Below are 24838 nucleotides of genomic sequence, written 5' to 3' on the forward strand. Positions count from 1 at the left end.
CAGAAGGATTGCCTCGCCAACTTGAAGTCTGAGCACGTGGCCAAGCTATCTGCGGTGGCGCGCTTACCGGCGATGAGATAGAAATCAGGCAAACGCCGCTACCGCGAAATAGGATTTCAATCCAATATGTCTCTCGTCAAGACGTCAAGGATCGCGAAACGCACTGGACCAGACAAGGGTTTGCATCCCGAAAAAGCAGATTTGCCGGCCAGATCACGCCAAAGCATCAAATCAGACCTACCTCACGGACAAATTGCCGAACGGTTTGCCGCCGCCACTGAGGAACTGGCCAGCGGCATCACCGAGGCATCGGCCGCCGCTGAAGAATTACGGCGATCGATGGAACAGATCGCCGCGGGTGCGGAGGAAGCATCAGGCGCGGCTGAAGAACAACTGCGCACAATCAGCGACTCCACGCAAACGCTAGCCGTGGGACGACGCTTAGCCGAGGATTCGCAAAGGCGATCGGAATCGGTGCAGGGCTTGCTTGCCGATGTGACGAATCAGGTGATGAATGCGGTCACTGCGATTGAACGAAATGCCGCTCGCCAGGAAAGCTCGGCACAATTGCTTGCCGTTATCGAAAAACGCGCTGAAGAAGTCGGCGCTATAGGCCGCACGGTCAGCCGCATCTCGGACCAGACGAATCTGTTTGCCCTAAACGCCGCTATCGAAGCCGCTCGCGCCGGCGATCATGGCCGCGGATTTGCCGTAGTCGCTGAAGAAGTAAGGTCGCTGGCGCAGATATCCGACACCAGCGCACGTGAAGTTCAGGCGCTCTCCACCAGCATCCAAAAAGAGGTCAGCGCGGTTGCGGCCGGAGTCGCTGCAGCCGCTCACGCTGCGGTATCCGAAGCAAAGGCCTCAAACGTCGTGCTGCGAAACCTTCGCGCCATGCGGGAAACCGCGGGCGAGATCGCGCTCGGCAGCCGCGCCATCTCGCTGGCTTCGGTTGAAGCCGAAAAAGCTGCCACCGAGGCGCAAAAAGGTGCCGAGCAAGTTGCCAGTGCCGCGGAGCAGCAGTCGGCTGCAGCTGCGGAATCGCAGGCAGCGATCCAACAGCAGACGCAGGCGCTTGTTGAAGGCCAAACGGCGGCGCACGCGCTGGCACGCTTGGCTAATCTATTGCGCGGCGGAGACGCGGGAAAAGCCGCCGAGCAGGCGTCCTCGGCAGCCGAACAGCTGTCCGCGAATATTCAGGAGCTCTCGGGGGCCGCCGGTCAGATTCTGGCTGCGGTCGAGCAGATCAACCGTGGCGCCCAGCAACAGGCGGCGGCCACCCACGAAAGTTCGGCCTCGCTGAGCCAGATCGAGCAAAGTGCTGCCCTTGCAAAAGAAAATGCAGTTGCAGCCGAGGAGCGTGTTGCAGCGATGGAACAGTCGCTGAGGGAAACTTACGCGGCGGTCGAAAGCCTTATTAACGGATTGACGGGTTCCCTGCAGGACACGACAGCGAGCGTATCTGCGTTGCTTAGTTTGGAGGTAACTGGCCGCAAGATCGAGAAGATCGTCGATGCGATCACGTTAGTCGCGGTTCAGACCAGCATGCTTGCCGTCAGTGGAGCGGTCGAAGCAGCCAGGGCGGGCGACTATGGCAGCGGCTTCTCTTTGGTGTCCAAAGACATTCGCGGGCTGGCGCGCGAAGCATCGCAATCCTTGGACAAAGTGAAGGATACGGTTCGCGGAATTATCGAGCAGATATCTTCACTGCGTGGCGATCTCGAGCGGATCTGCGGCCTGTCGGAAGTCGAGATTCAGAATAGTCGCGCCACCTTAGCGGTATTTGAGAAGACCAAAGAAGAGCTGGCGCAGCTCGTCGAGGCGAGCAAAGCGATCAATTCTGGCGCAACCGACATACTCGCTGCGGCGAGCCAGGCGTCAGCTGGCGCAAAGCAGATTGCAACAGCTGCAGAGGAAGCCGGTGCAGCGTCTAGAGAGGCATCGACCGCTGCCCAAGAGCAAGCGCGAGGAGCTGAGGACCTGGCTGCGGCGATTGAGGAGATTGCCTCCCTCGCTGAAGAGCTCAAGTCACAAAATGTCTGAGCAAGGCGCGCCAGCGGCGCTACCCAAACGATTCCTGGCGGTTCGCTGCTCCGAGCATACTTACGCGGTTCCGGTCGATCGGGTGGCCGAGATCGTCAGGGTACCCGAAATGGCACAGGTGCCGCAAGCCCCAGCGGCTTTGTGCGGATTAGCGAACTTGCGTGGGTCAATTGTGCCAATTGCGGACTTGAGCCGCTTGCTGCGACTTGCTTCTGAACCTCTGTCGGATTCGGCGCGAGCCGTGGTCATCGACGCACCCGCGCCGTATGCGCTGCTTGTCAGCACTGTCGAAGGGATCGTCAACGTACAGGCAAGCCGCATCGAGCAGCGTCATTCACTCAAGGGCGCCGCGGTGAGCAGCGGCGATGATAGTGTCTTCTCAAATGATGGCGAGGCGGTGAGGATTCTCAACGTTGATACCCTGCTCGAAGGGGCGTTTACCCCCCAAGCCCGGGATCGTGTAACCGGCCGCAGCCGCACGTTGGTTCCTGATATAAGTGCGATAGGCGCTGTAGGTCGAGAAATGCTGGCAACGTTCGTAGTGGATGGGCAGGATTACGCATTTCCGTTTGCCGTGGTGCAGGAGGTCTTCAATATCCCCCGAGGCCTGACTTCTCTGCCGGGCGCGGATGCGCAGGTTCCTGGTTTGATACCGTTCCGTGACGGACTGCTGCCAATTTTGTCCCTAAGAGCACTGTTTGGCCTCGCTAACGAGCTTCAGGGAAATGAGAAGGTCATCGTCGCGTATGTCCGCGGCACCGCCGTCGGCGTCGTTGTCGACGCTGTCAAGCAGAGCATCGCCATCGATCCTCTGAGGCTGGAACCCGTGCCGCCAATTATGGCAGCCAGAATTGGCGGTGAGGCTAAGGTCAAGGCAATTTATCGGAGCGAGGCGGATAGCCGGCTGGTTTCGGTCTTGCACCCGGATTTGTTGCTCAGCGAGGAAACCATGCGTGGTCTGGGTCATGTGCAAGCTCCGGCGCGAGACGGCTCCGCATCGACAGAAGGTTCAAAGCGCGACGAGATCAAGCTGCTAGCCTTCCAACTTGGCGCCGGCGAATTCGCCTTGCCCATTGAGGCCGTCGAGGAAGTTGCACTGGTGCCGGAGCGTGTGACGCGGGTTCCAAAGACGCCCAAATTTCTTGAAGGGGTCATCAATTTGCGCGGCGAGGTGCTGCCTGTCATCGATCAGCGGAAGCGCTTCGACATGCCTCCGCTTGAGAATCGTGGCCGGACGCGTCTGATTGTGGTCAAATCCGGTTCCCACCGCGCCGGCATCATCGTCGACAGCGTCTCGGAAGTCCTGGGCGTCGATGCATCAGCGCTCGCTCGGGCGCCGGATCTGGCGGGAGAAACTACGCGCCTGATCCAGTCGATCGTCAGCCTGGATGAAGGCCTTCGCATCCTCATGCTGCTTGATCCAACCGAACTGCTCACGCGTGCCGAGCGCACCTTTTTGGACTCTTTTCAAACCAAGCTGCAGACTTGATCAAGGTTCTGATCATCGACGACTCTGCCCTCGTTCGAAAGCTGCTTGCCGGAATGCTGTCGGACGCATCCGAATTCCAAGTTGAAACCGCTCGAAATGGCGCCGAAGGACTGGAGCGCCTGCACGCCTTCCGCCCCAATGTGATCACGCTCGATGTCCACATGCCGCAGATGAACGGCTTTATGTGCCTTGATCGTATCATGCTGGAAAGGCCGACCCCGGTCGTCATGGTATCGTCGGTGACATCACAGAGCGCCGATGAGACCCTGCAAGCGCTTCGCCTCGGCGCATTCGATTTCATTGCGAAGCCCTCGGGAACATTGTCCTTACGCGTCGATCAGATGAAAGACGATCTGCTCGACAAGATTCGAACCGCCGCCGTCACCAGCATCAAACCCACGCTGCGATTGCAGGAACGTATACGCCACCGTATAGGGCAGACGCTGCCGACAGGTCCCCATCCCGCCCCAATAGCGTCAAAAGAACCCATTCTAAAAACTGGCGTAAACGGGCTGGTGCTCATCGGCGTTTCGACCGGAGGGCCGCCAGCACTGGAGGCTGTTGTCGGAGCGCTGCCAGCATCGTTCTCCTGGCCAATTTTGGTTGCTCAGCACATGCCAGAATCCTTCACGGGCGCACTGGCCAAACGTTTGAACAGCCTGAGCGCCATCGAGATCGTGGAGGTTACCCGCCCGACGGAAGTCGTGCCTGGTGTCGCTTACATTGCGCGGGGTGGGGCGGACATGATTGTATCGCGCCGAGGAGGCGTCGTCTTTGCCATGAATGTCCCGTCCCAGGTCGACTATCCCTGGCATCCAAGCGCCGACCGGCTTGTTCGAAGTGCCATGGAACAAATACCTCCCGGCGACCTTATCGGTATTCTGATGACCGGAATGGGCAATGACGGCGCCAGTGCTATGAAACTCCTGCACGAGCGAGGCGGAACGACGATCGCCGAAGCGGAAGAAACCGCAGTGGTTTGGGGGATGCCCGGGGAATTGGTCAAGGGCGGTGGTGCAGATTGGATTCTGCCGCTACCCGAGATAGCCCGGCAATTGATGAAGGTTGTGCCTTGCCTCTGATCCGCAAAGAGCTTCCCAACCAAGCCGGGATCCGCGAGGCATCGCCCACGGATGCATTTTCTTCGTTGACGAGTCGGAACAGTGAGGAAAGGCGAGCGGCGGCTCGCGAGTTTATTGTCACCTCTGACAACGCCGGTGTGATCTCCAGCGCGATTCAGAGTGAAGCGGTTGATGGCGTGCTGCAGGCTTTGTTTACAGCCCTTGTGCGATCAGCCAATGCGGCAAGCGTCGACGTTGCTCTGCAATACCTACGATCCGACGATGCCCGCTTGCGCACCGGGGCACTAGACGCCTTGCGCGCATTGCAAGATCAGCTCCTGCCGCGGTTGACCGGACTGCTCAGTGACCTGGAGCCGGACGTTCGCATCCTCGCCTGCGAACTCGTTCGCGCGCAGCAGCCTTCAACGGTCATTGATTTGCTGGTTCCCCTCCTGGCTAATGATTGCAATGGCAACGTTTGCGCTGCCGCGATCGACGTCATGGCGGAGGTGGCGGCGCCTGACCACGTTGCCTTGTTGCTCCAGTGCGCCGCGCGTTTTCCCTCGGATCCCTTTTTGGATTTCGCCGCCAAAACCGCGGCCCTCCGGATCGGGGCGCGGAACGCCCCTCAGTGATCGAGATCACGGACGAAGAGATCCGTCGACTGGGAGACTTCCTCTATCGACGCACCGGCATGGTCTATTCGGTATCGAAGCGCTATTACATAGAGCGCCGGATTGCTGATCGTGCAAACGCAACCGCCTCTCCTTCTTTCGAAAGGTATTTCGCCAAACTTCGTATTGATGCCGAGGGTGAGATCGAGAAGTTCGTCAACGCCTTTACCGTCAATGAGACTTATTTCAACCGGGAAGATCATCAATTTCGGTGTCTCACGAAGGATTTGCTGCGTGAAAGAATCGCAGCTGGCTATGGGAAGGACCAGTTGCGTTTGTGGTCGGTACCTTGCGCGACTGGGGAAGAACCCTATTCGATTGCGATGTGGCTCTTGGACAAGTGGCCGCTGGTCGACGCCTACAGCATCGAGATTTGCGGCTCAGATATCGATACCGAAGCGCTTGCCGCGGCCAAGCGCGGCTTTTATGGCAAGCGCGCACTGATGCGCTTGCCCGCCCAGGTCATCGACCGCTACTTTCACCAAGAAGCCGACGATCGGTGGCGGCTTGTCGATGAGTTGAGAGAGTCGGTGCAATTTTCCAGTGTCAATCTAATAGAATCTAAGGAGACCAGGCACCACGGCCAATTCGATGTCATTTTTTGCCGAAACGTCCTCATCTACTTCGACGACGCTTCGCGTCGCATTGCTGCAGACAACCTCTATGAAAGCCTTTTACCCGGCGGCTACATTTGCCTTGGCCACACGGAGTCGATGAGCCGTATCTCTCCGCTGTTCGAAATCCGTCGGTTCGAAGATGGTATTGTCTATCAGAAACCAGAGGTCGGGCGGTGAGCAAACCTACCCTCCATCGCGTCCTGGTGGTCGATGACGCAGCTCTCGTGCGCCTGTATTATCGAAGCGTGCTGGAGCCAGCGGGCTATGAGGTGTTCGAGGCTTTGAACGGGGTGGAAGCCTTGGAGCAGCTGCTTGGGTTCGAGATCGTCGACCTTCTGATCGTGGACATCAACATGCCGGTCATGGATGGCCTCAGCTTTGTAAGGGTGCTTCGGCAACGCGGCGAACCGTTTGCGTCCACCCCCGTGCTCATCATCAGTACGGAAGCCGGGCTCCATGACCTGCGAGCTGCCCAAATTGCCGGAGCGAACTTCTACGCCGCCAAGCCCGTCGCTGGGCAGAACCTGTTGGAGCTCGTTGCCTTGCTTGCCGGATCAACCCATGACTGAACTTCTTGAGCAGTTCCTGGTGGAGTGCCGCGAGTCTGTGCAGCAGGCTACACTGGATCTTCTGGCGCTCGAAGGTGAATCAGGCGATCACACTAGGCTGGACAGTGCTTTTCGGTCGTTTCACACCCTCAAGGGCGGGGCCGGCATCGTCGATTTTCCAGATATGGCGAGGGGTCTGCACGCGGCTGAGGAACTGCTCGCTTCCGCCCGGACCGGTACGAGGACGTTAAGCACTGCGGATATCGGCAACTGTCTCTGGGCATTGGATCAAGTCACCGGCTGGCTCGATGGCATTGAGGTAAAGGGAATTGTCCCGGAGGATGCAGGGTCGACCGCGGATGAGATGGTCCGCCGCTTGCAAGCGGCACTATGTGAAGAACCTCCGGGGAAGAGCCCGGCCGCTTTATTGGCGACGGGGTGGCTGACATCTCTTTTGAACGCCAACCATGATGTCGCAGCCCGAGCCTCAACCGGGTTGTTGTTCCAGCCCGATCCACAGTGCTTCTTTCGCGGCGAAGATCCCCTTGCGTTGGTTGCCGGCCTGCCTGGCCTGTTAGCTCTTCATGTGGAACAGGTTCATGTCTGGCCTTCGTTGAGGGAAGGTGATCCCTTCGAGTGCAACCTGCTCTTCACAGCGTTGTCCTCTGCCCCGAAGGACGCTTTGCTGCGCCATACCCAAGCGATAAGCTCGGACTCTTCGAGCCTCCTCGAGATCCGCGAGCTTTCTTCTGCCGTCCCCGATCAGCGCGCAGGACTTAGCCGGATGGCGCGGCTGGTGCTCGAAGCGCAGTCCCAACTCCTTTCCCAGGTCGCGACCACAGGTCTGGCCGGCCGCGTAGGCGCCGCGCGGCGCGTGGTGATGAACATCCTGGCTCGCAGCGTCCGGCACAAGGATGCGCTGGAACGCTACGATAGTAGTGTGCCGGACGCGGACGATCCAGAGGGACGACAAGCTCTCGTCCTCCTGATCGACCGGGTTTTGGGAGACGATGCCCAAGTCCTCGAATTCTCCGTGAACCGGGATTCCCGCCTCGCCATCCCGAACTCAAATGCGGCCCGTTCACTGCGGGTGAGCGTCGAACGCATTGATGCCTTAGTGAATTTGGCCGGCGAACTGTCGGTTGCCAAGAATGCCATAACGCATGCCGCAACCCTAGCCCGGAGTGGAACTCCTTCGGCGGATTTGGCGGCCGTGTTGGAGGAACAACAATCCCGACTGGAGAGGTTGGTCGGTGAGTTGCAGCGTTCTGTCTTGAGCATCCGTGTCTTGCCCATGCGACAGGTGTTCCAGAGGTTTCAGCGCTTAGTGCGAGACCTTGCGACCGAAACAGGTAAGTCAGTGGTTCTCGTGACAGAAGGGGAGAACACCGAAGCCGACAAGACCATCGTCGAGGCTCTTGGAGAGCCGATTATGCATGTTGTTCGCAATGCAATCGACCATGGTGTGGAACCGGCGGACGAGCGCATCAGGACGGGGAAGCCACCGCATGCCACGATCTGCCTGCGTGCAGCGAAAGTCGGCGACAGCATTGTCGTTGAGGTGGAAGACGATGGTCGAGGTGTGGATTTCGCGAGAGTTCGACGGGTTGCCGCAGAACGCGGCCTGACGACCGGGTTCGCCTCGCTTTCCGATGACGATGCGTTGGAATTGCTGTTCAATCCGGGGTTCTCGACAGCCGCAACTGTCAACACGGTCTCCGGCCGTGGTGTTGGGATGGACGCGGTGCGATCGGCGATCGAGGCGCTCGGCGGATCGGTTGGCATTGAGACGAAGCCCGGAAGCGGGACGATCGCAAAATTCACCCTGCCCTACTCCATCCTGATGACGCCCCTCGTCACCGTGGAAGTGGTCAAACAAGCTTTTGGCGTTCCGCTTGAGAAAGTCATCGAAACCCGTCGACTTTCGCGCGGTGATGTCTCGATGGTTGGCGCCGCGCGCGTGTTCGGGCATCGCGGCCATACCATCCCGCTCGTTAGTCTTGCGGCGACGCTTGGCGAAACGCCGTCGGAAACGATCGCCGACGATTTCCAAGTCCTAGTCGTCCTGGTCGGGAACGACATGTGCGGGATAGAGGTCGATGATGTCGGGGAGACAATGGATATACTGATGAGGCCCATCGAGGGGGTGCTCGCGGGTGTAGAAGGCGTTGCAGGCGTCACAATTTTGGGTGATGGCCGCGTCATGCTTGTTCTCGATGTGGAGGCTTTGCTGAAATGACCGTCATTTCCGACCCCAGCGACGGATCGATCCGGCTTGAGGGTGACTGCACTTTAGAAGACAGCGAAACCCTGCTGGCAATGCTGGTTGAGTCAGGCAACACCTTGGTTGACTGGCGGAAGTGCACCAAGATCCATGCTGCCGTTCTGCAAGTCCTGATGGCGGCCCGCGTGAGGGTCATTGGGCCGGCGGGCTCGCCATTTCTCGAAAGCTTTTTTCATCGGGGCTTCACGGCAGTGCATGGCCGCTAGTTCACAATTATTGCCTTTTATGCGATATCCCTAACCCCAGCTGAAATGAAGGTCGTAATGAACGTTTTGATCGTCGACGACAGCAAGCTTGCGAGAATGGCCTTGGTCAAGATTCTCGCCAAGAACTATCCGACATGGGTGCGCAAAGAGGCCGGCAACGCTGATGAGGCGCTTCAACTGGCGAGTGAGTTCGCGGCTGATATCGTGTTGATGGATTACAATATGCCCGGCCGCGATGGGCTTGCCTTGGCGGCGGACTTTCGTGCCCAGGATCCGTCAATGCGATTGGCACTGATTTCCGCTAATCAGCAGCACGAAATCGTCGAAGGTGCAAAGGCGCTGGGCGCTTCCTTCCTGACCAAGCCAGTGAATGGCCCGGACCTGGTTGCGTTTCTCGGCAAACCAGACACTCCCGTTGATCAGGACGATCAATGATAACTCCGGCCGACCTTGTCTTGGAGGAACTGGAGAGGGATGCCCTCACTGAACTGGTGAACATCGCCGTCAGCCGAGCCGCCAAGAATCTCCGCGAGATGGTTGGACGACAGGTGTTCCTGTCGGTCCCAAGAATCAACCTCGTCGGCAGGCAGCAAGCCATCGATATCTTGGACGAACGCGAGATGGACCGTCTGGTTGCCGTTCACCAGGTTTTCGAAGGTGATATCACTGGTCGCGCGCTGCTTATTTTCCCGGAGGAGCGAAGTCTCGAACTTGTGCGTGCTGTAGCCGGTCCGGACCATTCATTGGAAGACATCATCGACCTTGAACAGGAAGCACTCGCAGAGACGGGCAACATCATTCTCAACAGTTGCCTTGCCACCATCGCCAACCTGTTGCGCCGTAGTCTTCGCGTCTCCTTGCCTGAGGTCATTCGAGGCACTGGAACCGACTTCTTCAATCTGGCGCCGCCGCCCCTACCCGGCGAGGTCGTGCTGTTTCTCTACATAAACTTCACCGTCAAGGACAATGACATCACGGGCTACATTGCTATGCTGATGGACATGCCTTCCCTAGCGGTTTTGAAGGGCCTCTTGTGCGAGTTTATTGAGCGGATCGGTGGGACCGATAAATAGTGCCATGTTGAACACTTCTCACGATAATTCGACGCCGATATTAGATGCACTCGATTGCGGTATAATCGTGCTCGGTTATCAAAGGCAAGTGACCGCCTGGAATGCCTGGATCGCCGCAGCCAGCAATATACGGACGACCGAGGCGACCGGAAAATCAATGGAGGAGCTTTTTCCCGGCCGGCCGCTCGGCCCAATCCTCGTCGCGGTAAACGAGGCTTTGGAAGCCGGGGCCTCCAGCCTGCTGACCCCTACACTCCACCCAGCCCTGCTAGGGTTGCGGACGCGAGCGGGCCAGCCGCTGATCCATAGCATTTCCATCCGACCAATCGGGGCGATAGGTGCGTATGAATGCCTTATTCAGATTTCGGATGTGACGGGGGCGATGCGGCGGGAAGCGGTGCTGCGCCAACGGCAGAATGCCCGTTATGATGCGGTCATGGAAAGCGCCGCGGAAGCCATTCTTACCCTGGATGACACCGGGGCAATCCAGGGAGCCAATTCGGCGGCCGAGGTGCTCTTCGAAATCGACAAGGCATCGCTTGCCGGTCAGCCGAGCGCCCGTCTGTTCGTGGAAGGCGACCGGTGGTCGCAATTGCACGACGCCAGTCGCTCAGGGCAGCAAATAGTTCATCGAGAAGTTTCCGTGAAGCGGCGCAACGGGTCGACGCGCCATCTCGAAGCTTCGATTAGCCGTTGGTCAGGTGGCGCCAAGCAATTCACCACCGCCTTTTTGCGCGATGTAACAGATCGCCTGTCCTCACAACTGAAGCTGAAGACCCTGAATGAGACATTGGAGCAACGGGTAGCTGACGCAACCGGTGAGCGCGATATGATCTGGCGCGTCAGCCAGGATCTTTTCGTCGTAACGGATTTCGGCCTCAAGTGCCAAAGTGTGAATCCGGCCTGGACCGAGCATCTCGGCTTGGACGAAAGCGAGGTCGAGGGTAAGGCTTTCGAGGATTTCGTTCATCCTGAAGATGTTGCGGCTGTGACACGGCTCTCACTATCGGATAGCCGGGTTGTGGTTCGCGACCTCGACTTACGCATGCGTGCCAATGATGGCAGGTTCATCTGGTACAGTTGGCAATTTATGCCGCGAAACAACCAATATTACGCCGCCGGGCGCGACATCAACGTCCGCAGGAATTTGGAGGATCAGCTGCGCCAAAGCCAGAAAATGGAGGCGGTGGGGCAACTCACGGGCGGTATCGCGCACGACTTCAACAACATGCTGGGAGTTGTCATCTCAGGACTCAACTTGATCCAGCGGCGCGTCGACCGCGGCGAGCCTGGCGTGCACCAACTGATCGCAGCCGCGACCGAGGGTGCCCACAAAGCTGCCATGCTGACGCAAAGGCTACTGGCTTTTTCCCGGCAGCAGCCGCTTTCCCCTGAATCCCTCGACGTCGGCCGGATGGTGCAGGATATGTCGGAGCTTTTGCGCCGGACGCTGGGCGAGCACGTAACACTTAATACGGTCGTGCAATCCGATGACGGTGCAGTGCTCGCTGATCCCAGTCAACTCGAAAATGTCCTCGTCAATCTGGCGGTCAACGCTCGCGATGCCATGCCGCAGGGCGGAACCCTGACCATCGAAACCTCTGCACTCCTGGTCGACCAGTCGGTTGCTGCAGATCATGGCATTTCCCCCGGCCCCTACGTCCTTATTGCGGTGAGGGACACGGGCTCGGGTATGAGCGCGGAGGTTCTGGAAAGAGCCTTCGAGCCGTTTTTTACCACCAAAGGTGTCGGCAAGGGAACCGGCCTTGGGCTGAGTCAGGTGTTTGGCTTCGTCAAGCAGTCCGGTGGCTATGTCAACATCGATTCAAAACTGGGGGTGGGGACTACCATCAGCATCTGGTTGCCAAGGCACAATGGTCCCGCCGATGGAGCACGGCGGGCGAACAGCCAAGACGTTGCCAATGGCAAGCCAGAGGAATTGATCCTCGTCGTCGAGGACGAGGCGAGTGTAAGACAACTGACAATGCAAATGCTCGAGGATCTCGACTATTCGGTGATTTCTGCTGAGAATGGGGTGGAAGGCCTGCGCATTCTTGAGGATCGAGGAGACGTTTCCTTGCTGCTGACGGATGTTGTCATGCCCGGAATGAACGGTCGGGAATTTGCGGATGCTGCCGTTGAATTGCGGCCTGACTTGAGGGTGCTCTTTACGTCCGGTTACGCACGTGATGCCATAGTTCGCAATGGGATCATCGATCCAAACGTTCAACTCCTGCAGAAACCCGCTACCCTCCAAGCTCTCGCCCAGAAAGTCAGATTGGTTCTGGATAACTAGCCATTCGGTAACCGGCCGTTCCGGTTTTCAGGCAAGGGGTAGCGCGCTCGAGATGTCTTATTTGCCGAGCAGCCGAAGATACTGCCTTAGAGTCGGTGGGGCGCCGCAAATCAGGCCCTCGCCGTCGCGAAAGGTCCCTTCACCGCGGCCTGACATTGAGCACCTCTCCTTCGAGCTCGGGATCAAACAGCTAGCTACCAGCCGCAGCTATTCTGAGGCTGGGAGTTGGTCCACTCCTTGTTGATTGAGGAGAGTTGCCAGCCCGGTAATGATCTGCGGCATAACAAACGGCTTGGTGATCATCAGGCTGTTGGGTACGCCAAGCGACGGCCAGTCGTCCGCGCCATCGCCACTCATGTATATCACTGGCATGGTAGGATTGGCGGCTCGGAGGTGCCGGGCCACATCCCACCCGGTAGGGCCGTCTCCAAGTCTGATATCTGTCAGCAGAGCCGCAACTCGCTCAGGCTCACGATCAAAAGTCGCAATGGCTTCAAGGCCCTTTAAGACGGCGATCACCTCGAACCCGGCCTCGCGGAGGGAGTTCTCGATGTCTAAGAGGATCATGCTCTCATCCTCTACGATCAGGACGGAACCCGACGGCATTGAAAGCCCTGCCCCGTGAGTAATTGCTCAGTAATTCAACGGCCGCAGGCCTCGAATGTTCCTCGCATAATAACATATGTTATTCTGGGGATAGCAGGCTGTGATCCGGAGTCTGCGGCTTCGAACGCAATGGCCCCTCACAAAAACAGCCACTTAGGTGGGAACTTATATCAAATGTTATAGTTAGGAAGGGGTCTGCGAGCGGTTGGGAAGGATCCTAGGCAGCATGATGTCTGAGCCCGAGCGTCGCCTTGTCCAAAGGCTTATCGAAGAAACCGACACCACGGAGCCGCAAGCCTGGAGTTAATAGGGCTGCTAGGAGCAAGTTGGTCCGCCCTCGTGCGGGAAGCCAAAGGCATCAAGCACAATCTAACGTCGCCAGCCCTACCGCCATCGAGAACGTTAGCGCCTTACCCGAACGGGGTCTTGATGGCACAGGCTCCTACTTCAAACAACGGTGTGCCTGAGTGTCAATGGCGCGATTTGACCTAGGCCCTGGTAGCGGCTATGGTCTGCTCAAGGCCGACGTTGGGCGCGAACCCGCGTCCGCCACGTGAGCGGCAGCTTTCCGCCTAACGTCGGCCCTAGAAGTCGGCCGTGGCCGGCCAGCACAAACACTCAAAGGCTTGGCGGATGGCGAGATCGCCTTCAAGGCGCCCGTTACCGGAGGGGTGCCCAGCGCGGCCCGGCCGCCCACTGAGCCATGCATGTCGATGAAGAAGGCCGCCCGTTGCAAGGAAACGGTGCCGTCGAAGCGCGAATATCGCTCCCTTCCTCGGCTGGTGTGATCGGTCGACCTGACTCAAGGACTTCCTGCTGCAGAAGGAACCGAAGCGGCGCGGCATCGTTGATCCTTAAGTTCAGTCGCAGACGGGGCTTCAAGTCTGGTTGATGATCTTGATGCTTTCGAGGGACCGATTTTTATGGCTGGCAGCGCCATCGAGCAGGCGAACACAGGCTCGCCATCGGAGAGTCTGGCGGCCTCACCTGTGGAGACACAACTGGCGCTTGGAGACTTGGCCCGCGCAAACGCTGGCGGTCGCCTTTGGGTCATCGCCGCTTCGGTTCCGCTCCTGTTCATGATCAGCGGGCTTGTCATTCGGTATGCTGCATTCCATTCAGTCTCGGCAGTACCAGGCTTCGAAGCTTATGCGCGTGGGCTCTGCAGGTGGGACTGCGCGTGGTATGTGGACATTTCCGAACACGGCTACGAGCGTTTTCCTATTCCAGGCCAAAGCAACGTCGGACGCTGGGGCTTCTTTCCATTGTATCCCATGCTCGTGACGACCCTTCGGTTTGCTTTCCCTTTTTCCACGATTCTGATCGCGACGATCACCTCGATTGCATGCAGCTACGCCGCCTGCCTTATGGCATGGCCACTTCTGGAGAAGAACGTCCGCGCTTACATACTGTATTGCGCTTTTCTGCTTAGCGGGCCGTTCTCCTTCCACTTCACCACGTTCCTTACCGAACCTCTTTTCGTGCTCCTGACGTCGTGCGTCTTTTTGGCACTCAAGCGCTCCAACTACCTGGCCGCTGGCGTTACATGCGCTTTGTTGTCGGCAACGAGGCTGGTCGGGGTCCTTGCTGTGTTTGCAATGGTCATCCAAATGTTCGAGCAGCACCGCCAGCAGGGCGGGTCGGCGGTATCTTTCCCGCGATGGGTGCTTGGTCGTCCGGATATGCTCGTAGCTATCTTCATCTCGCCCGCCGGCTTGTTTGCTTACATGCTCTTTTTGTATCTCACTGTCGGGGATGGGTTTGCGTTCTTGCACGTCCAGCGCGCGTTTGGGCGGGTTGCTGGCGATCCGCTCCTTTTTCTATGGGACGGTCTCGCTGCTGTTCCGACAAAAGGCTGGCTGCCCACGGCGCCGCAATGGAGCGCGCTCGCAGCGATTATAGGGCTGACCCTATCGGTCGTTCTGGCGGCCCGCAGGCGATATGGCGCTGCGCTCTTCTGTGCGAGCAGCATCATCCTGCCGTTGATCACCAACCTGGCTTCCATGGTTAGATACGTCATTGGGCTTGCGCCGCTGCTGATGTTGATTGCCGAGCTGCTGTCGGTATCGAAGCTGACCTATCTGGTGATTTTGGCTCTTTTCCTGAGCGCATCTTATTTCATGACTTTGGCGTGGATTGGAGGCTATCTTGCCCTGGTCTGACAGCCTGTCACTCTATGGCCGTGCTGGCTCGACTCGCGGCTACGCGCTGGCGTTGGTTCTGGCCGTGTCCGAGATCATCATCCTCGCACTCGCTCTCAATCCAGATGTCAACGCCGATTATCGGGCCTATTACATCGATCGCACGACAACGTGCCTCAATCGCGATGCGGTTGGCAGCTACACTCCTGGCCAGACGGTATCGTTTCGATCCGACGGCGCCAAACAAGCAGCCGGCATGATGGTCTGCGGTTGGTCGGGCCCGGTAGCCGACGGAACCCATTCGCTGGGCGAGACCTCTCGGTTGAGACTGGAAATACCTCAGCTTCGCGACGAGCTTACGGCAACGCTACAAATGTCCGCCGTCATTCGTCCACCACAGACCACCCAAAGGGTAATCATCTCGGTGAACGGAGTTCGCGTACACGAGGTAACACTGTCGAGCAAAGACCCGACGACGATCTCGTTCGCGATCCCGCACGCAGCGTTTGCTAGCGCAAAGGTACTCGAAGTGACTTTCGATTATCGCGACGGGATTCCGCCAAGCCCAGCCGCCAGCAAGATCTACAAACGCGCTATTAAATTGGTATCGTTTCGGCTCGACGCCGGCTAGAGAGCACTTCACCGTTTTGTGCAAACGGTGAAGTGCTCTAACTCTTTATTTAACGCAATTCCGGAAGGAACACCGCTTCACGACTTTCTGGAGTTGCCCTATTTCAGCAGCACAACAGTTCCGTGATCATCCATGTGCCTGCACCTCCCGGATGGAGGAGAGCCGTCGCGTGCCTCCTCGCCACTGGCCGGCAGCCAATCGCGATAGGGTAGAGCGCGGCGGGCTCGAGATCATTGGTCGCCGGGATTGCGGCACTGCGCAGCGTCCGCCGGGGTCACGTTTTCTTTTGCGCGTCGTTCGCCTCGAACGGCTGATCGGTACGGGACGCAGGGCTCCCTTCGGAACGGAAGATTAATGAAATTAGGGCTTGTCTGCGGCGACAAACCATTCGGTGATCACCACCCTGCGTAGAGGGCACATCACTGATCGTCACGTCGTCCTGGTAGAACGAATCTTTCTGGCGGATTGCGTATCAGCCATCGCCGGTCTGATCGGGAATGTGTTCCGCAAAGACCCATCGGTCGAGCACGACGAAATTGATCCCGGGTACAAGCAAGCAGGTAATCATGATGGGAAAGATGAGGGGCAGGCCCAGCTTCGCCGTCAAAAGCGCCGGCGCGCCATAGGCGATCGCCAAGCCGATCGCCGCCAGCAAGAGAAAACGCGGAGCCTCTGATCTGTGCGACCCACGCGACATGAAGGTTACTGACCTGTGCGCGAGATAGGAAAACAACGCCGCGGCTGCGTAAGCTGCAAGGGACGCTCGGACGGGGCTGAAGCCGAACCGTTCCGATTTGACAAAGGCGGTTGCCAAGGCGGCATACAGGATTGTGGCGGCGATGCCGACCAGGCCGAAGCGGGCCAGAAGCTTTAGGGTGCCGCCGCCGGCAGATCGATGCTCAGACACGCCCACTACACGCATACTGGGCTCCAAGCGGCAGCAGCGCCAGGGCACGCTCAACCTGTCTGGCGAACCCGCCGGTCGACGGGAGCAGCAGGAAGTGCTCGGATCGAACCTCCCTAAAGCCTGCTTGTCGAAAGAGGGCCACTGCTCTGACCGCGTTGAGCAGGACCGCGTCTTGGTCGAACGGACACCGGAGCACCGCCAGACGCGTCAGTGGATTATAGGGATTGTGCTCGATGATGCAGGCGACGCCGCCTTGCCGCACGACCCGTCGCATCTCGCGAAAAAAATCGAGCCAGGATGCGGGCGAAACATGATGAACAACACAACTGGCAAAGGCCAAGTCGAACACGCAGTCGTCATAAGGCAGGCCCGTCGTGGTGCATGTCCTATAGACGACGCCCGGATTGTCCTCGCTGGCGCGCTGGATCGACCCTTGCGAGACGTCGCAGCCATCCAGGCGATCGAAAGCGCCGTCTAGATAAGGATGGAGCGAACCGACACCGCAACCCACATCAAGCGCCCGCACCATGGCTCCCCGGCGACGAAGTCCTCGCTCGGAGACTAGGCGCCGCAGCAGGTCGGCCTTTGCAGCCAAAAAGAAATCGTGCTTGAGTCCGGAAAAGCTGATCGACCCATCGATCGTCTCTGCATAACTGGATCTATAGCTGTCGAAGAGTTCGGCCACCGGGAGCGACTCCGTTCTTGGGCTTGCGAAATGATCTCCGGCGCCCACCAGCGAAGGCAGGCATCGGCTCGTCGAAGCCGGTAAGCCGATTGATCACGTAAAGAGGGCGGCGTTTCACCTCGGCGTGGATACTACCGACATAGAGGCCGACCACGCCGGTCATGAAAAGATTGATGCCACACAGAAACGATACGATCACCACGGTCGACGTCCAGCCGGCAATGACGCCGGTTTCAAAAATCCAGGCGAACACGGCGTAAGCGCCAAAGGTCAGGGCAAGTGCGGAAATCGCCGATCCGCCCCAAAGCGCAAAGTGGAGCGGCTTTTCCGAGAAGCTGACAACGGCGTGAACGGCAAGGTGCATCATCTTCCAGAAAGGGTATTTGGTCTGGCCGATGGTCCTCGGAGGGCGTTCGAATGGCACCGCCGCTTGCTTGAAGCCCATCCAGCCGAACATGCCTCTGACGAAGCGATCATGTTCAGGCATGTGTCTGAAGACATCCAGCGCATGGCGGCCGACCAGGCGGAAGTCCCCGACGTTGCGCGGGATGTTGACCGCCGTCATCTTCTCCAGGACACGGTAGAAAAGATCGGCGCTAAGCCGCTTGAACCACGATTCGCCCTCGCGCTTGACACGGCGGGCGTACACGATCTCGAAACCTTCCTTCCACTTTGCCACGAGATCAAGAACGACCTCCGGTGGATCTTGCAGGTCGGCATCCATGACGATGACGGCATCCCCCGCAGCAGCATCCATGCCTGCCGTGATCGCAATCTGGTGTCCGAAATTACGGGAAAGCTCGATAAGCCGGAAGCGAGGTTCGGCGGTGACCACCCGCCGAAGGTATTTGACGCTGCCGTCATGACTACCGTCATCGACAAAAATCGCCTCGGTCTCTCCGTCCAGCCGACTGATTAGTGATCTGATCCGTTCGATCAGTCGGGGCAGCACTTGTTCTTCATTATATATCGGCAGGACCAGCGAGTAGCGCGGCGACGCGTTCACTCCCGTCCCGACGCTTTGGATCACAGAGGCTCGCATGCGGATGAAAATGAAAAGCCCGCACCAAAGTTCCATAAGGCGCAGCTAATTTAGAAATTTCAGACACTGGCGAATCGGTTGGAAAGACAGGCGCGTTGCCGGCGCCTGCCCAAAACTCAATAGTCCATATCTGCAGCCCTGTCGCGACCGCGAACCGCCTTCGGCACCCACAACATCTTTAATCCGCGAGACCGCCGTCGCGATGTTCAACGGCGTGGATGATCGCTTCATAAACGCTACCGATCTCTTCATCGATCTCCTGAATTGGGATGCCTTCGACGGCGGCGGCCCGCAGGGCCTGGTCTGCCATATCGGTCACAAGCCGGCCCGGGTCGTCGGTTGGTCCTTCCGGCATATGTTCGGAAATCCATTTGTATATAAAGTCGGCACCGCGGCTGCTCATGGTGGTTTCTGGATAACGACCTCTGTACCCATCCTAGGTTTGTCTCGGCAGATGTCAGGCCTTTCGAAATAGTCTCGGGCGAGGTGATGTCTCACCCTCTTCAGGTTGCATGTCCACCCTGTGTTCGTTGACGGGGTTCTGCGCTTCCAGCCGGTCTAGAGCAGAGCAGGCGGCAGCGAAGGAAAGTGGCGAGGGTTCGCAGCTTGCCGCGCATTCCCGTTCAGCGGCACCGCGATGGAATAATTGCGGTGCCGCGCACAGCTAGCAGTTCGCGTCACTCTGCGGATCGCACGCCTTGTTTTTTTGCTTCTGTGGCTTGGGCTTGGCCGCCTGCTCGGGCTCGGCTTGCTGCTGCTCGGCGGCGGGCTGCTCCTTGGCCTTCGGCTTCTGAGGCTTGGCCGCCTGTTCCGGCTCGGCCTGCTGCTGCTCGGCCGCGGGCTGCTCCTTGGCCTTAGGCTTCTGAGGCTTTGCCGCCTGCTCGGGCTCGGCCTGCTGCTGCTCGGCCGCGGGCTGCTCCTTGGCCTTCGGCTTCTGAGGCTTGGCCGCCTGTTCCGGCTCGGCCTGCTGCTGCTCGGCCGCGGGTTGCTCCTTGGCCTTCGGCTTCTGAGGCTTGGCCGCTTGCTCCGGCTCGGCCTGCTGCTGCTCGGCGGCGGGCTGCTCACTGACCTTCGGCTCCTCAGGCTTAGTCGTTTCTTCGGGCTTAGCCTGCTCGGTCGTTGAAGCGCCTTCGGTCGGCTTGGATTTCCGGCCAGCCTGAACCTGCTTCACCTCGTCGATGTCTTTGAGCTTGGCGGGTTTGGCCTTGGTGTCGGCTTTCACCTCCCCCTCAAAGACAGCGACCGTATTGTTTTCCAGTTTGCCGGACTGCTCTAGCGCGTCGGTCTTGCTGACCTTGACGGTAGTCACCTTCTGGCTCGTCTCTTTTTCGATCACATCGACATCAATGATTTTGTTGATAACCACGTTGTTCTGGAACGTCACGTCGCCGGCCGGCTCGGCCGCCTCCACGATGCGCACAAACTCCGGCTCATCACGGACAACGACGGTAGAAATGTCGGCAGCAAGGAATTCGCGGGTGGGGACCACAACCCAGTAATAATCAGGCGTCGTGTCGAAAGTCACCTCAATTGAAATCAAATCCGGATCGCGGCGCGGCGGCAGCGGAGCCCAAATCATGTGCTCCCTGTCACGACGCCAACTCACCCATGCTGGCGCCCAACGGGTGCCCGGAACCCAGTACCAGCCGATGTCGTCGGCATAGCCCCACCGGCCGTAATGGTAGGTCGCCCAGCCGAATGGTTCGTCGGATACCCACAGCCAGCCATACTGCTCGGTATAGGCCCAGTGTCCAACGGTATATGGACGCCAATCGTCAGGTACATCAACTGGCACGAAAACGGACGCGCCGTGGTACGAAACCCAATCACCATGGGAAGACAATTCTTCGTAGAATATGCTGATCGAAACCTGGGTGGCAGCCCTCGCGTTGGCCACAAGCGACAACGGGGTAATCGGGTTGGGAATCTCGGCGACGGTGAGCAGAAAGGCGGCCACGCCCCCCAACATCAGTCGCACCCCATTTTGGGCAAGGACGCGTTTCATCCTGTCTTCCTCCGAAACAGATCGCCCTTCATCTTAGAAACTCGCCGGCTGTCGGATTGTTCCACGTTGCGAACGTTGCCCCGCATCACAACGGCTGGGCGTCGCACAATGATACTGGCCATCAATTGAGGCGGTTTGTCATCACCGCCGTCACAAATGCTTGCCGAAGACGCAATGCAACGGGAAGAGAAACCCAGCGTCGCGCTGTACCTCTGGTGCACTGCGCAGGGAGTTCCATCTGGCTAGGTATCCTTGTGCTAGGTCGGATGAACGAATGGCTTGTTTTGAGGAGTGCGCTCGCGAGTGGCTTAGAAGAGGCGCGTTGCAGACTGGCGGCTTTTGGGCCGTTTCCAAACCGTCCGGTTTCGGTAGTACGTTGCGAGAAGCTGCCGTTCTTCAGCCGACCCTTAGCGGACATGGGGAGCTATTTAGAACAAAGATGCAGGATGCCCTTCCCCATCCCGATCCAATGGCAGTCCTTCGGGCCTACCATTGCAGTTTAGTGTACCTTTGCTTCTATAGGCACTAAGCGATTCCAAGAGGGGGTTTCTTGCCTTTCCAGCTGCAGAAGGAACATCGTCAGAGCAAGGCTCCCATAGTGGCGCATGACCAGCGCGATACGCGACCGAAACACACGAACGGGACAGGAATGTTGGACTTGTTTACACCGCGATTCCGGGAAGAAAAGCTCCACAATTACTTTCGTCGCATCTCGGCCGACCCTCACTACGCAAAGGTCCAGCCTATCATTCAAAACTGGGCGACAGGCCTGCTGGATCGAAGGGGAGAGAGCCAGAAATTCATCAACGAATTTCAAACGACATTCAATTCCTCGATGTGGGAACTCTATCTGAACAGAGCGCTGACCGATTTGGGGTGCGGTGTCGACTTTTCAAAGTCAGCGCCGGATTTCTTCGTCCGAGGACCCGGAAACCACGAGTTCAACATAGAGGCTGTCGTCTCTGACCAGCCTCCGACCGAGAAGCAGAAGAAGACCTTCAACGAGCAAGATTTCAAAACCCGTGGTGCACTGAAACTTGCTGGGAAGATCAGGGACAAGCTGGATCTTTACCGCGGAAGCAATGGAAAGAAGCACCCGTATTCCTCGATGAGCCACGTGCGCAGTCGGCCTTTTGTCATTGCAATCGCCCCCTTCGATAGCGACCTCTCACTCACCCAAAACAACGAACTCATCAACATGGTCCTTTTTGGCTTGGCGCCGCCTTTGCTCGAAGGGCCAGACCTAGGAAAGCAAGACAAGATAACCTCTCTCCTGAAGCCTTCGGGTGCGCGAGTTGAGATGGGAATTTTCACGAACGATTCGTTCAAAGAGATCAGCGCCGTTTTCTTTTCTACGGTCGGTACCTTTGGAAAGGCGGTCGTTGAAAGTAAGATTGATAGGCTCATCCGGTCGACCCGTTACAGGGTGATCGACAAGGACAGGCTTGCGCCCGGTTCGGAGCTCTGGCAAGTCGGGACGCACCGGTCTCAGCTCGCCGCGCTGAACTACCTCCTCACGCAACGACGAGAGAGCCAGCATCAGATCGGCGGTTCAGATGTGCTTATTCAGCACTCATCGTTTCATCGTGAAACCCATCTCGATGGGTTTCAGGTCTATTTCAATCCGTTTGCAGAGGTACCGTTTGAGCCAGAATTCCCATGGCCCGCAGAAATCGCTCTCAACTATTACGACGTCGAAAGCGGTGAGCACATCCAAGCGCATCCTGACGGCGCGCTCATTTCAAGGCAGGTTTATGAAATAGCCCCCGAATACATTCGGCTTCTGCTCGGCAATTACGGCTTTCTGCTATGATTGTTAGCCGGATTGGAGAGGCTTCAAGATCGATTCCTAAGTCCGCATCCTGAGTTCTGCGCTCAAAAGCGGACTAACAGCAACCTGAGGTGCCTTTTTTGCGACTGTGTGACGACTGCTTTTAACTCCGGTCATCAACATCTGGTACCATTCTTGAATTAGAAGCAGCAGGTAGGGGCGTCGAACGATCAAGTCTGTCGCCCGAAGCCGAATTGGGTCCCCTTTATGAAACAGGAAGCAACTACTGTGGCAGCGGGAACCGCCGAGAGCATCGAACTTGCGAATCTGATCCGACGAAACGTGGAGTCTATGGCCTTCCCGCCATCGAAAATAGAGGCGGCCACCTATGAGGAGGTGAGCGCGCTGCCGCGCGTAGTTGTTTCTCGGCCGCCCGCGGAAGAGCTTTTGGCGACTGGCTTCGTGCCTTATGACTGTCACCGAAATTGCGGTGAGCAAGCTGCCAATGACCCGGATGGCAAAAGCAGGCAGGTCACTGGATGGTTGCCTCATGGTGAAGACCTGATCCTCCACTCGGTCGCCATTATTGAAAATCAATGGATCTGTCTGACGCCTCAGTTAGTGCCTGCGCCGAACAGGTTTGAGTTCATTCCTGACCTCATCTTGAGTGGCGCAATGCAGATGGCGGCGCCACCCGGGCAGCATTCCGTCATGGGAATGAGGTACCGAAGGCACTTCGCAGGGACCCAGGCCGTCATATCCGTATGTGGGACGAATTCCAGGCTCTCGTCGCAAGGGGACATTCGGTGATCGACGCCAGAGATCTCATGGCAACGTCCGCTTTTTAGGAATCGAACGTCGGTTCGGAATGTCCGGCACGCGGCGCATTCCGGTCCGGCAGCTTTGGCAGGGAGCGACAGTCCGTTCGTGCTGCTTAAACCGGCAAACTGCCATTCGAAGCAACCCCATTGGAGGAACAGACAGCCGGGGTGAGCACGACAAGCCTTTCAACCCGTCCGACGCTGGCGACCTGCTCGTTAGTCTTCCGGTCGGTACATCAAGCCGTTCAATGCAAAGCCGCTTAGGCAGCAGCCGGCAGTGCTGCCCCTTGATCCCGGCGCATTGTTGGTCGGGGCAAAAGTAGTCGCAAATCGTCGGTTGCGCTACTGAACTCGAGTCAGATCGGCAGACCACTCACGGATACTGTTCTCGAAAGAGATTTCGATCACGTCCGCTTCCCTGTCCAACTTGGGGCTCTTGGTGTATTCGTATTAGATAAAGCTCGTCGGGGGGACGTCATCATGCGCAAGCTTTTTTGGATCAATATTGGCTTGTCAGTCTCTTTTCTTAGTTCAGTCTGCCACGCTACATCGGCAATTCTTCCCTTTGAACCTAGGGCGGGGCTTTCCTTTGAGGCTCGGGCAGTGGCCGGGCTTGACGGACCCACTCGCGAGCTCATCGCAACGATGCCCGAGGCAATCAGAATTCAAATTCTGGAATTGATCAAACAAGCGAAGCCGCTGATCGACGACAGCATCGCCAAGGCTACGGAAGGCGTTGAGACCGCCCTGCGGAACACCATAGATGAAGCGCGGTGTCAAGCCGAGGGTCTGCGCGAAACCACCAAAGACTCGGTCGACTCGTTCCTCTCATCCTTGAACCCCTTTGGCTCGACAGATCAGCCCAAGACCTTCGAGAAATTGGAGGAGGAGTGGAACACGATGCGGGCCGGTATCACGTACGACAGGAAGGCTAGGCAGATCGCCATCGCCACAGCCGACTATTTGCATGATCTAAGCCTGGTGCAATGCAAGACCAAGATCGGTTTCCAGCCGGCAATTGAGGGGTTGACGACCCAGATGTCCAACCGTGGCGGCACATCAGGGCTGCTTTGGGTTTCACTCGCCAACCTCTGCGGAACTGCCGACAACTGTCTTGTCTTGCGCCACGAGCAAGTCGGTAAGATCATCGAGACGAGCGACAAACGCGATGTGGACGAGGCGAATGCAGCAGCGCTCTACGCCACCATTGCGAAACCCGAACTCCTGCGATGGTACTACCGCTATCAATTCTCAATCGACGATTACGAGCCCGACCTGCTGAAGCTTCAAAATATTGAGCGGGCCTTGGCTCTGGCGACCTTTCGCCGAAATGAACGGGCTCGAAGCCAATTGGATAAAATCGTCGGCCTGGTGAATGCGGCGCAAAAGAAGGTCAAAGATGCCAAAAACGCCCGCCTACACCTGAATTTGGGAAATGTCGTTAGAGTCCTTGAGATGCAAAAAACCACGAAGGCCTCCGTCCTTAAGACGGCAAAGCTAGTTCGCACAGCTTGTGATACCGCGATCAAGGAGTCCGAGGTAGTTCAAGCTGAGGTAGAGGCGCAAAGAGTGCGAATGGCCAAAATTGAAAAACAGGCCAAAGCGCTGAATTGAGCCGAAAAGAAACCGAAACGGAGTAGCATCCCGGGCCGGGCCCTTCGCTTCACCTGGGGCTGATGGCACTGCTCATCTTCGGCATGCAACTCGTTCAGTTCATCCTAGGATGAGCGCCCCGTTTACTGTGGCTGGGAATCCGTCGGTGCCGATGCGAGCGTGCATCTGCGGCTGTTTCTACGGGCGGCCTTTGGCTGTATGTTCGCCCTCTGGCGCAACCACGACATCCGGAAATGGGGCGCATTGCTGACCGGCAGATTTTGGGCCGAAAGCGGTCATTCTGCTCTCAGGGTCATCGGCAGGCAAACCAGACATACCGCCTGC

The 24838-nt window shown here is 57.9% G+C and carries 22 protein-coding genes; 16 read left to right on the plus strand and 6 right to left on the minus strand.

Annotated elements, in window-relative coordinates:
* Positions 1–126 precede the first annotated feature (126 nt).
* The 11 genes from NKJ78_RS17620 (at position 127) to NKJ78_RS17670 (ending at position 12291) form a co-directional block, all read left to right on the plus strand.
* Positions 127–2043 carry a methyl-accepting chemotaxis protein gene (locus NKJ78_RS17620; protein ID WP_352562522.1) on the plus strand — a complete coding sequence of 639 codons (1917 nt, stop codon included), beginning with the start codon at positions 127–129 and terminating at the stop codon, positions 2041–2043.
* Positions 2036–3532, plus strand: a complete 1497-nt coding sequence (locus NKJ78_RS17625; RefSeq protein WP_352562523.1) for a chemotaxis protein CheW — start codon at positions 2036–2038, stop codon at positions 3530–3532. Before NKJ78_RS17620 ends, NKJ78_RS17625 begins: the two co-directional genes overlap by 8 nt.
* On the plus strand, positions 3529–4614 hold the full coding sequence (cheB, locus tag NKJ78_RS17630) for a chemotaxis-specific protein-glutamate methyltransferase CheB (protein WP_352562524.1): 1086 nt from the start codon (positions 3529–3531) through the stop codon (positions 4612–4614). The genes NKJ78_RS17625 and cheB overlap by 4 nt, the downstream gene beginning before the upstream one ends.
* A complete protein-coding gene (locus NKJ78_RS17635) occupies positions 4605–5228 on the plus strand; it encodes a HEAT repeat domain-containing protein (RefSeq protein ID WP_352562525.1) in 624 nt (207 codons plus the stop codon). Before cheB ends, NKJ78_RS17635 begins: the two co-directional genes overlap by 10 nt.
* The gene (locus tag NKJ78_RS17640; protein WP_352562526.1) at positions 5225–6061 is read left to right on the plus strand and encodes a CheR family methyltransferase; all 837 of its coding nucleotides are present in this window, start codon (positions 5225–5227) and stop codon (positions 6059–6061) included. Before NKJ78_RS17635 ends, NKJ78_RS17640 begins: the two co-directional genes overlap by 4 nt.
* Complete coding sequence (locus NKJ78_RS17645; RefSeq protein WP_352562527.1) at positions 6058–6453, plus strand: response regulator; 396 nt, start codon at positions 6058–6060, stop codon at positions 6451–6453. The genes NKJ78_RS17640 and NKJ78_RS17645 overlap by 4 nt, the downstream gene beginning before the upstream one ends.
* Entirely contained in the window at positions 6446–8671 is a 2226-nt protein-coding gene (locus NKJ78_RS17650) for a chemotaxis protein CheA (RefSeq protein WP_023807124.1), read from the plus strand. The genes NKJ78_RS17645 and NKJ78_RS17650 overlap by 8 nt, the downstream gene beginning before the upstream one ends.
* Entirely contained in the window at positions 8668–8922 is a 255-nt protein-coding gene (locus NKJ78_RS17655) for a hypothetical protein (protein ID WP_023807123.1), read from the plus strand. Before NKJ78_RS17650 ends, NKJ78_RS17655 begins: the two co-directional genes overlap by 4 nt.
* 57 nt (positions 8923–8979) lie before the next feature.
* Complete coding sequence (locus tag NKJ78_RS17660) at positions 8980–9357, plus strand: response regulator transcription factor (RefSeq protein ID WP_050588969.1); 378 nt, start codon at positions 8980–8982, stop codon at positions 9355–9357.
* Complete coding sequence (locus NKJ78_RS17665) at positions 9354–9995, plus strand: chemotaxis protein CheX (RefSeq protein ID WP_023807121.1); 642 nt, start codon at positions 9354–9356, stop codon at positions 9993–9995. Before NKJ78_RS17660 ends, NKJ78_RS17665 begins: the two co-directional genes overlap by 4 nt.
* Positions 9996–10083: 88 nt before the next feature.
* Positions 10084–12291 (plus strand): hybrid sensor histidine kinase/response regulator, encoded by a 2208-nt coding sequence (locus NKJ78_RS17670; RefSeq protein ID WP_352562528.1) that lies wholly within the window; start codon positions 10084–10086, stop codon positions 12289–12291.
* 207 nt (positions 12292–12498) lie between these two features.
* On the opposite strand, the gene NKJ78_RS17675 is transcribed toward NKJ78_RS17670, so the two are convergent.
* Positions 12499–12897 (minus strand): response regulator, encoded by a 399-nt coding sequence (locus NKJ78_RS17675; RefSeq protein ID WP_023806847.1) that lies wholly within the window; start codon positions 12895–12897, stop codon positions 12499–12501.
* A gap of 923 nt (positions 12898–13820) precedes the next feature.
* Here NKJ78_RS17675 and NKJ78_RS17680 point away from each other — a divergent pair.
* Positions 13821–15059 (plus strand): putative hexosyltransferase, encoded by a 1239-nt coding sequence (locus NKJ78_RS17680; RefSeq protein ID WP_352562529.1) that lies wholly within the window; start codon positions 13821–13823, stop codon positions 15057–15059.
* Positions 15046–15669, plus strand: coding sequence for a hypothetical protein (locus NKJ78_RS17685; RefSeq protein WP_352500585.1), 624 nt, complete (start codon positions 15046–15048; stop codon positions 15667–15669). The genes NKJ78_RS17680 and NKJ78_RS17685 overlap by 14 nt, the downstream gene beginning before the upstream one ends.
* Positions 15670–16141: 472 nt before the next feature.
* On the opposite strand, the gene NKJ78_RS17690 is transcribed toward NKJ78_RS17685, so the two are convergent.
* The 5 genes from NKJ78_RS17690 to NKJ78_RS17710 form a co-directional block, all read right to left on the minus strand.
* Positions 16142–16591: a GtrA family protein gene (locus tag NKJ78_RS17690; RefSeq protein WP_352562530.1), complete on the minus strand. Its 450-nt coding sequence runs from the start codon at positions 16589–16591 to the stop codon at positions 16142–16144.
* Entirely contained in the window at positions 16569–17261 is a 693-nt protein-coding gene (locus NKJ78_RS17695; RefSeq protein WP_352562531.1) for a class I SAM-dependent methyltransferase, read from the minus strand. Before NKJ78_RS17695 ends, NKJ78_RS17690 begins: the two co-directional genes overlap by 23 nt.
* Positions 17236–18303 (minus strand): glycosyltransferase family 2 protein, encoded by a 1068-nt coding sequence (locus NKJ78_RS17700; RefSeq protein ID WP_196814948.1) that lies wholly within the window; start codon positions 18301–18303, stop codon positions 17236–17238. The genes NKJ78_RS17695 and NKJ78_RS17700 overlap by 26 nt, the downstream gene beginning before the upstream one ends.
* Before the next feature lie 178 nt (positions 18304–18481).
* Positions 18482–18706 carry a DUF768 domain-containing protein gene (locus NKJ78_RS17705; RefSeq protein ID WP_023806853.1) on the minus strand — a complete coding sequence of 75 codons (225 nt, stop codon included), beginning with the start codon at positions 18704–18706 and terminating at the stop codon, positions 18482–18484.
* 261 nt (positions 18707–18967) lie between these two features.
* On the minus strand, positions 18968–20308 hold the full coding sequence (locus NKJ78_RS17710) for a DUF6600 domain-containing protein (RefSeq protein ID WP_352562532.1): 1341 nt from the start codon (positions 20306–20308) through the stop codon (positions 18968–18970).
* A 550-nt stretch (positions 20309–20858) separates the two neighbouring features.
* Here NKJ78_RS17710 and NKJ78_RS17715 point away from each other — a divergent pair.
* From NKJ78_RS17715 to NKJ78_RS17725, 3 genes are all read left to right on the plus strand, one after another.
* On the plus strand, positions 20859–22121 hold the full coding sequence (locus NKJ78_RS17715; protein WP_023817031.1) for a hypothetical protein: 1263 nt from the start codon (positions 20859–20861) through the stop codon (positions 22119–22121).
* A gap of 225 nt (positions 22122–22346) precedes the next feature.
* Positions 22347–22889: a hypothetical protein gene (locus NKJ78_RS17720; protein WP_352562533.1), complete on the plus strand. Its 543-nt coding sequence runs from the start codon at positions 22347–22349 to the stop codon at positions 22887–22889.
* A 491-nt stretch (positions 22890–23380) separates the two neighbouring features.
* Positions 23381–24514 carry a hypothetical protein gene (locus NKJ78_RS17725; RefSeq protein ID WP_352562534.1) on the plus strand — a complete coding sequence of 378 codons (1134 nt, stop codon included), beginning with the start codon at positions 23381–23383 and terminating at the stop codon, positions 24512–24514.
* Positions 24515–24838: the final 324 nt, after the last annotated feature.

The organism is Mesorhizobium sp. M0037, from assembly GCF_040323635.1.
Classification (GTDB): Bacteria; Pseudomonadota; Alphaproteobacteria; order Rhizobiales; family Rhizobiaceae; genus Mesorhizobium.

What these genes read in the sequence shown, in the direction of transcription:
- NKJ78_RS17690 (WP_352562530.1), bottom strand. Translation starts at nt 16,591, where the DNA reads ATGCGTGTAGTGGGCGTGTCTGAGCATCGATCTGCCGGCGGCGGCACC.
- NKJ78_RS17660 (WP_050588969.1), top strand. Translation starts at nt 8,980, where the DNA reads ATGAACGTTTTGATCGTCGACGACAGCAAGCTTGCGAGAATGGCCTTG.
- NKJ78_RS17665 (WP_023807121.1), top strand. Translation starts at nt 9,354, where the DNA reads ATGATAACTCCGGCCGACCTTGTCTTGGAGGAACTGGAGAGGGATGCC.
- NKJ78_RS17650 (WP_023807124.1), top strand. Translation starts at nt 6,446, where the DNA reads ATGACTGAACTTCTTGAGCAGTTCCTGGTGGAGTGCCGCGAGTCTGTG.
- NKJ78_RS17680 (WP_352562529.1), top strand. Translation starts at nt 13,821, where the DNA reads ATGGCTGGCAGCGCCATCGAGCAGGCGAACACAGGCTCGCCATCGGAG.
- NKJ78_RS17700 (WP_196814948.1), bottom strand. Translation starts at nt 18,303, where the DNA reads ATGCGAGCCTCTGTGATCCAAAGCGTCGGGACGGGAGTGAACGCGTCG.
- NKJ78_RS17705 (WP_023806853.1), bottom strand. Translation starts at nt 18,706, where the DNA reads ATGAGCAGCCGCGGTGCCGACTTTATATACAAATGGATTTCCGAACAT.
- NKJ78_RS17720 (WP_352562533.1), top strand. Translation starts at nt 22,347, where the DNA reads ATGAAACAGGAAGCAACTACTGTGGCAGCGGGAACCGCCGAGAGCATC.
- NKJ78_RS17725 (WP_352562534.1), top strand. Translation starts at nt 23,381, where the DNA reads ATGCGCAAGCTTTTTTGGATCAATATTGGCTTGTCAGTCTCTTTTCTT.
- NKJ78_RS17710 (WP_352562532.1), bottom strand. Translation starts at nt 20,308, where the DNA reads ATGAAACGCGTCCTTGCCCAAAATGGGGTGCGACTGATGTTGGGGGGC.
- NKJ78_RS17655 (WP_023807123.1), top strand. Translation starts at nt 8,668, where the DNA reads ATGACCGTCATTTCCGACCCCAGCGACGGATCGATCCGGCTTGAGGGT.
- NKJ78_RS17620 (WP_352562522.1), top strand. Translation starts at nt 127, where the DNA reads ATGTCTCTCGTCAAGACGTCAAGGATCGCGAAACGCACTGGACCAGAC.
- NKJ78_RS17625 (WP_352562523.1), top strand. Translation starts at nt 2,036, where the DNA reads ATGTCTGAGCAAGGCGCGCCAGCGGCGCTACCCAAACGATTCCTGGCG.
- NKJ78_RS17675 (WP_023806847.1), bottom strand. Translation starts at nt 12,897, where the DNA reads ATGCCGTCGGGTTCCGTCCTGATCGTAGAGGATGAGAGCATGATCCTC.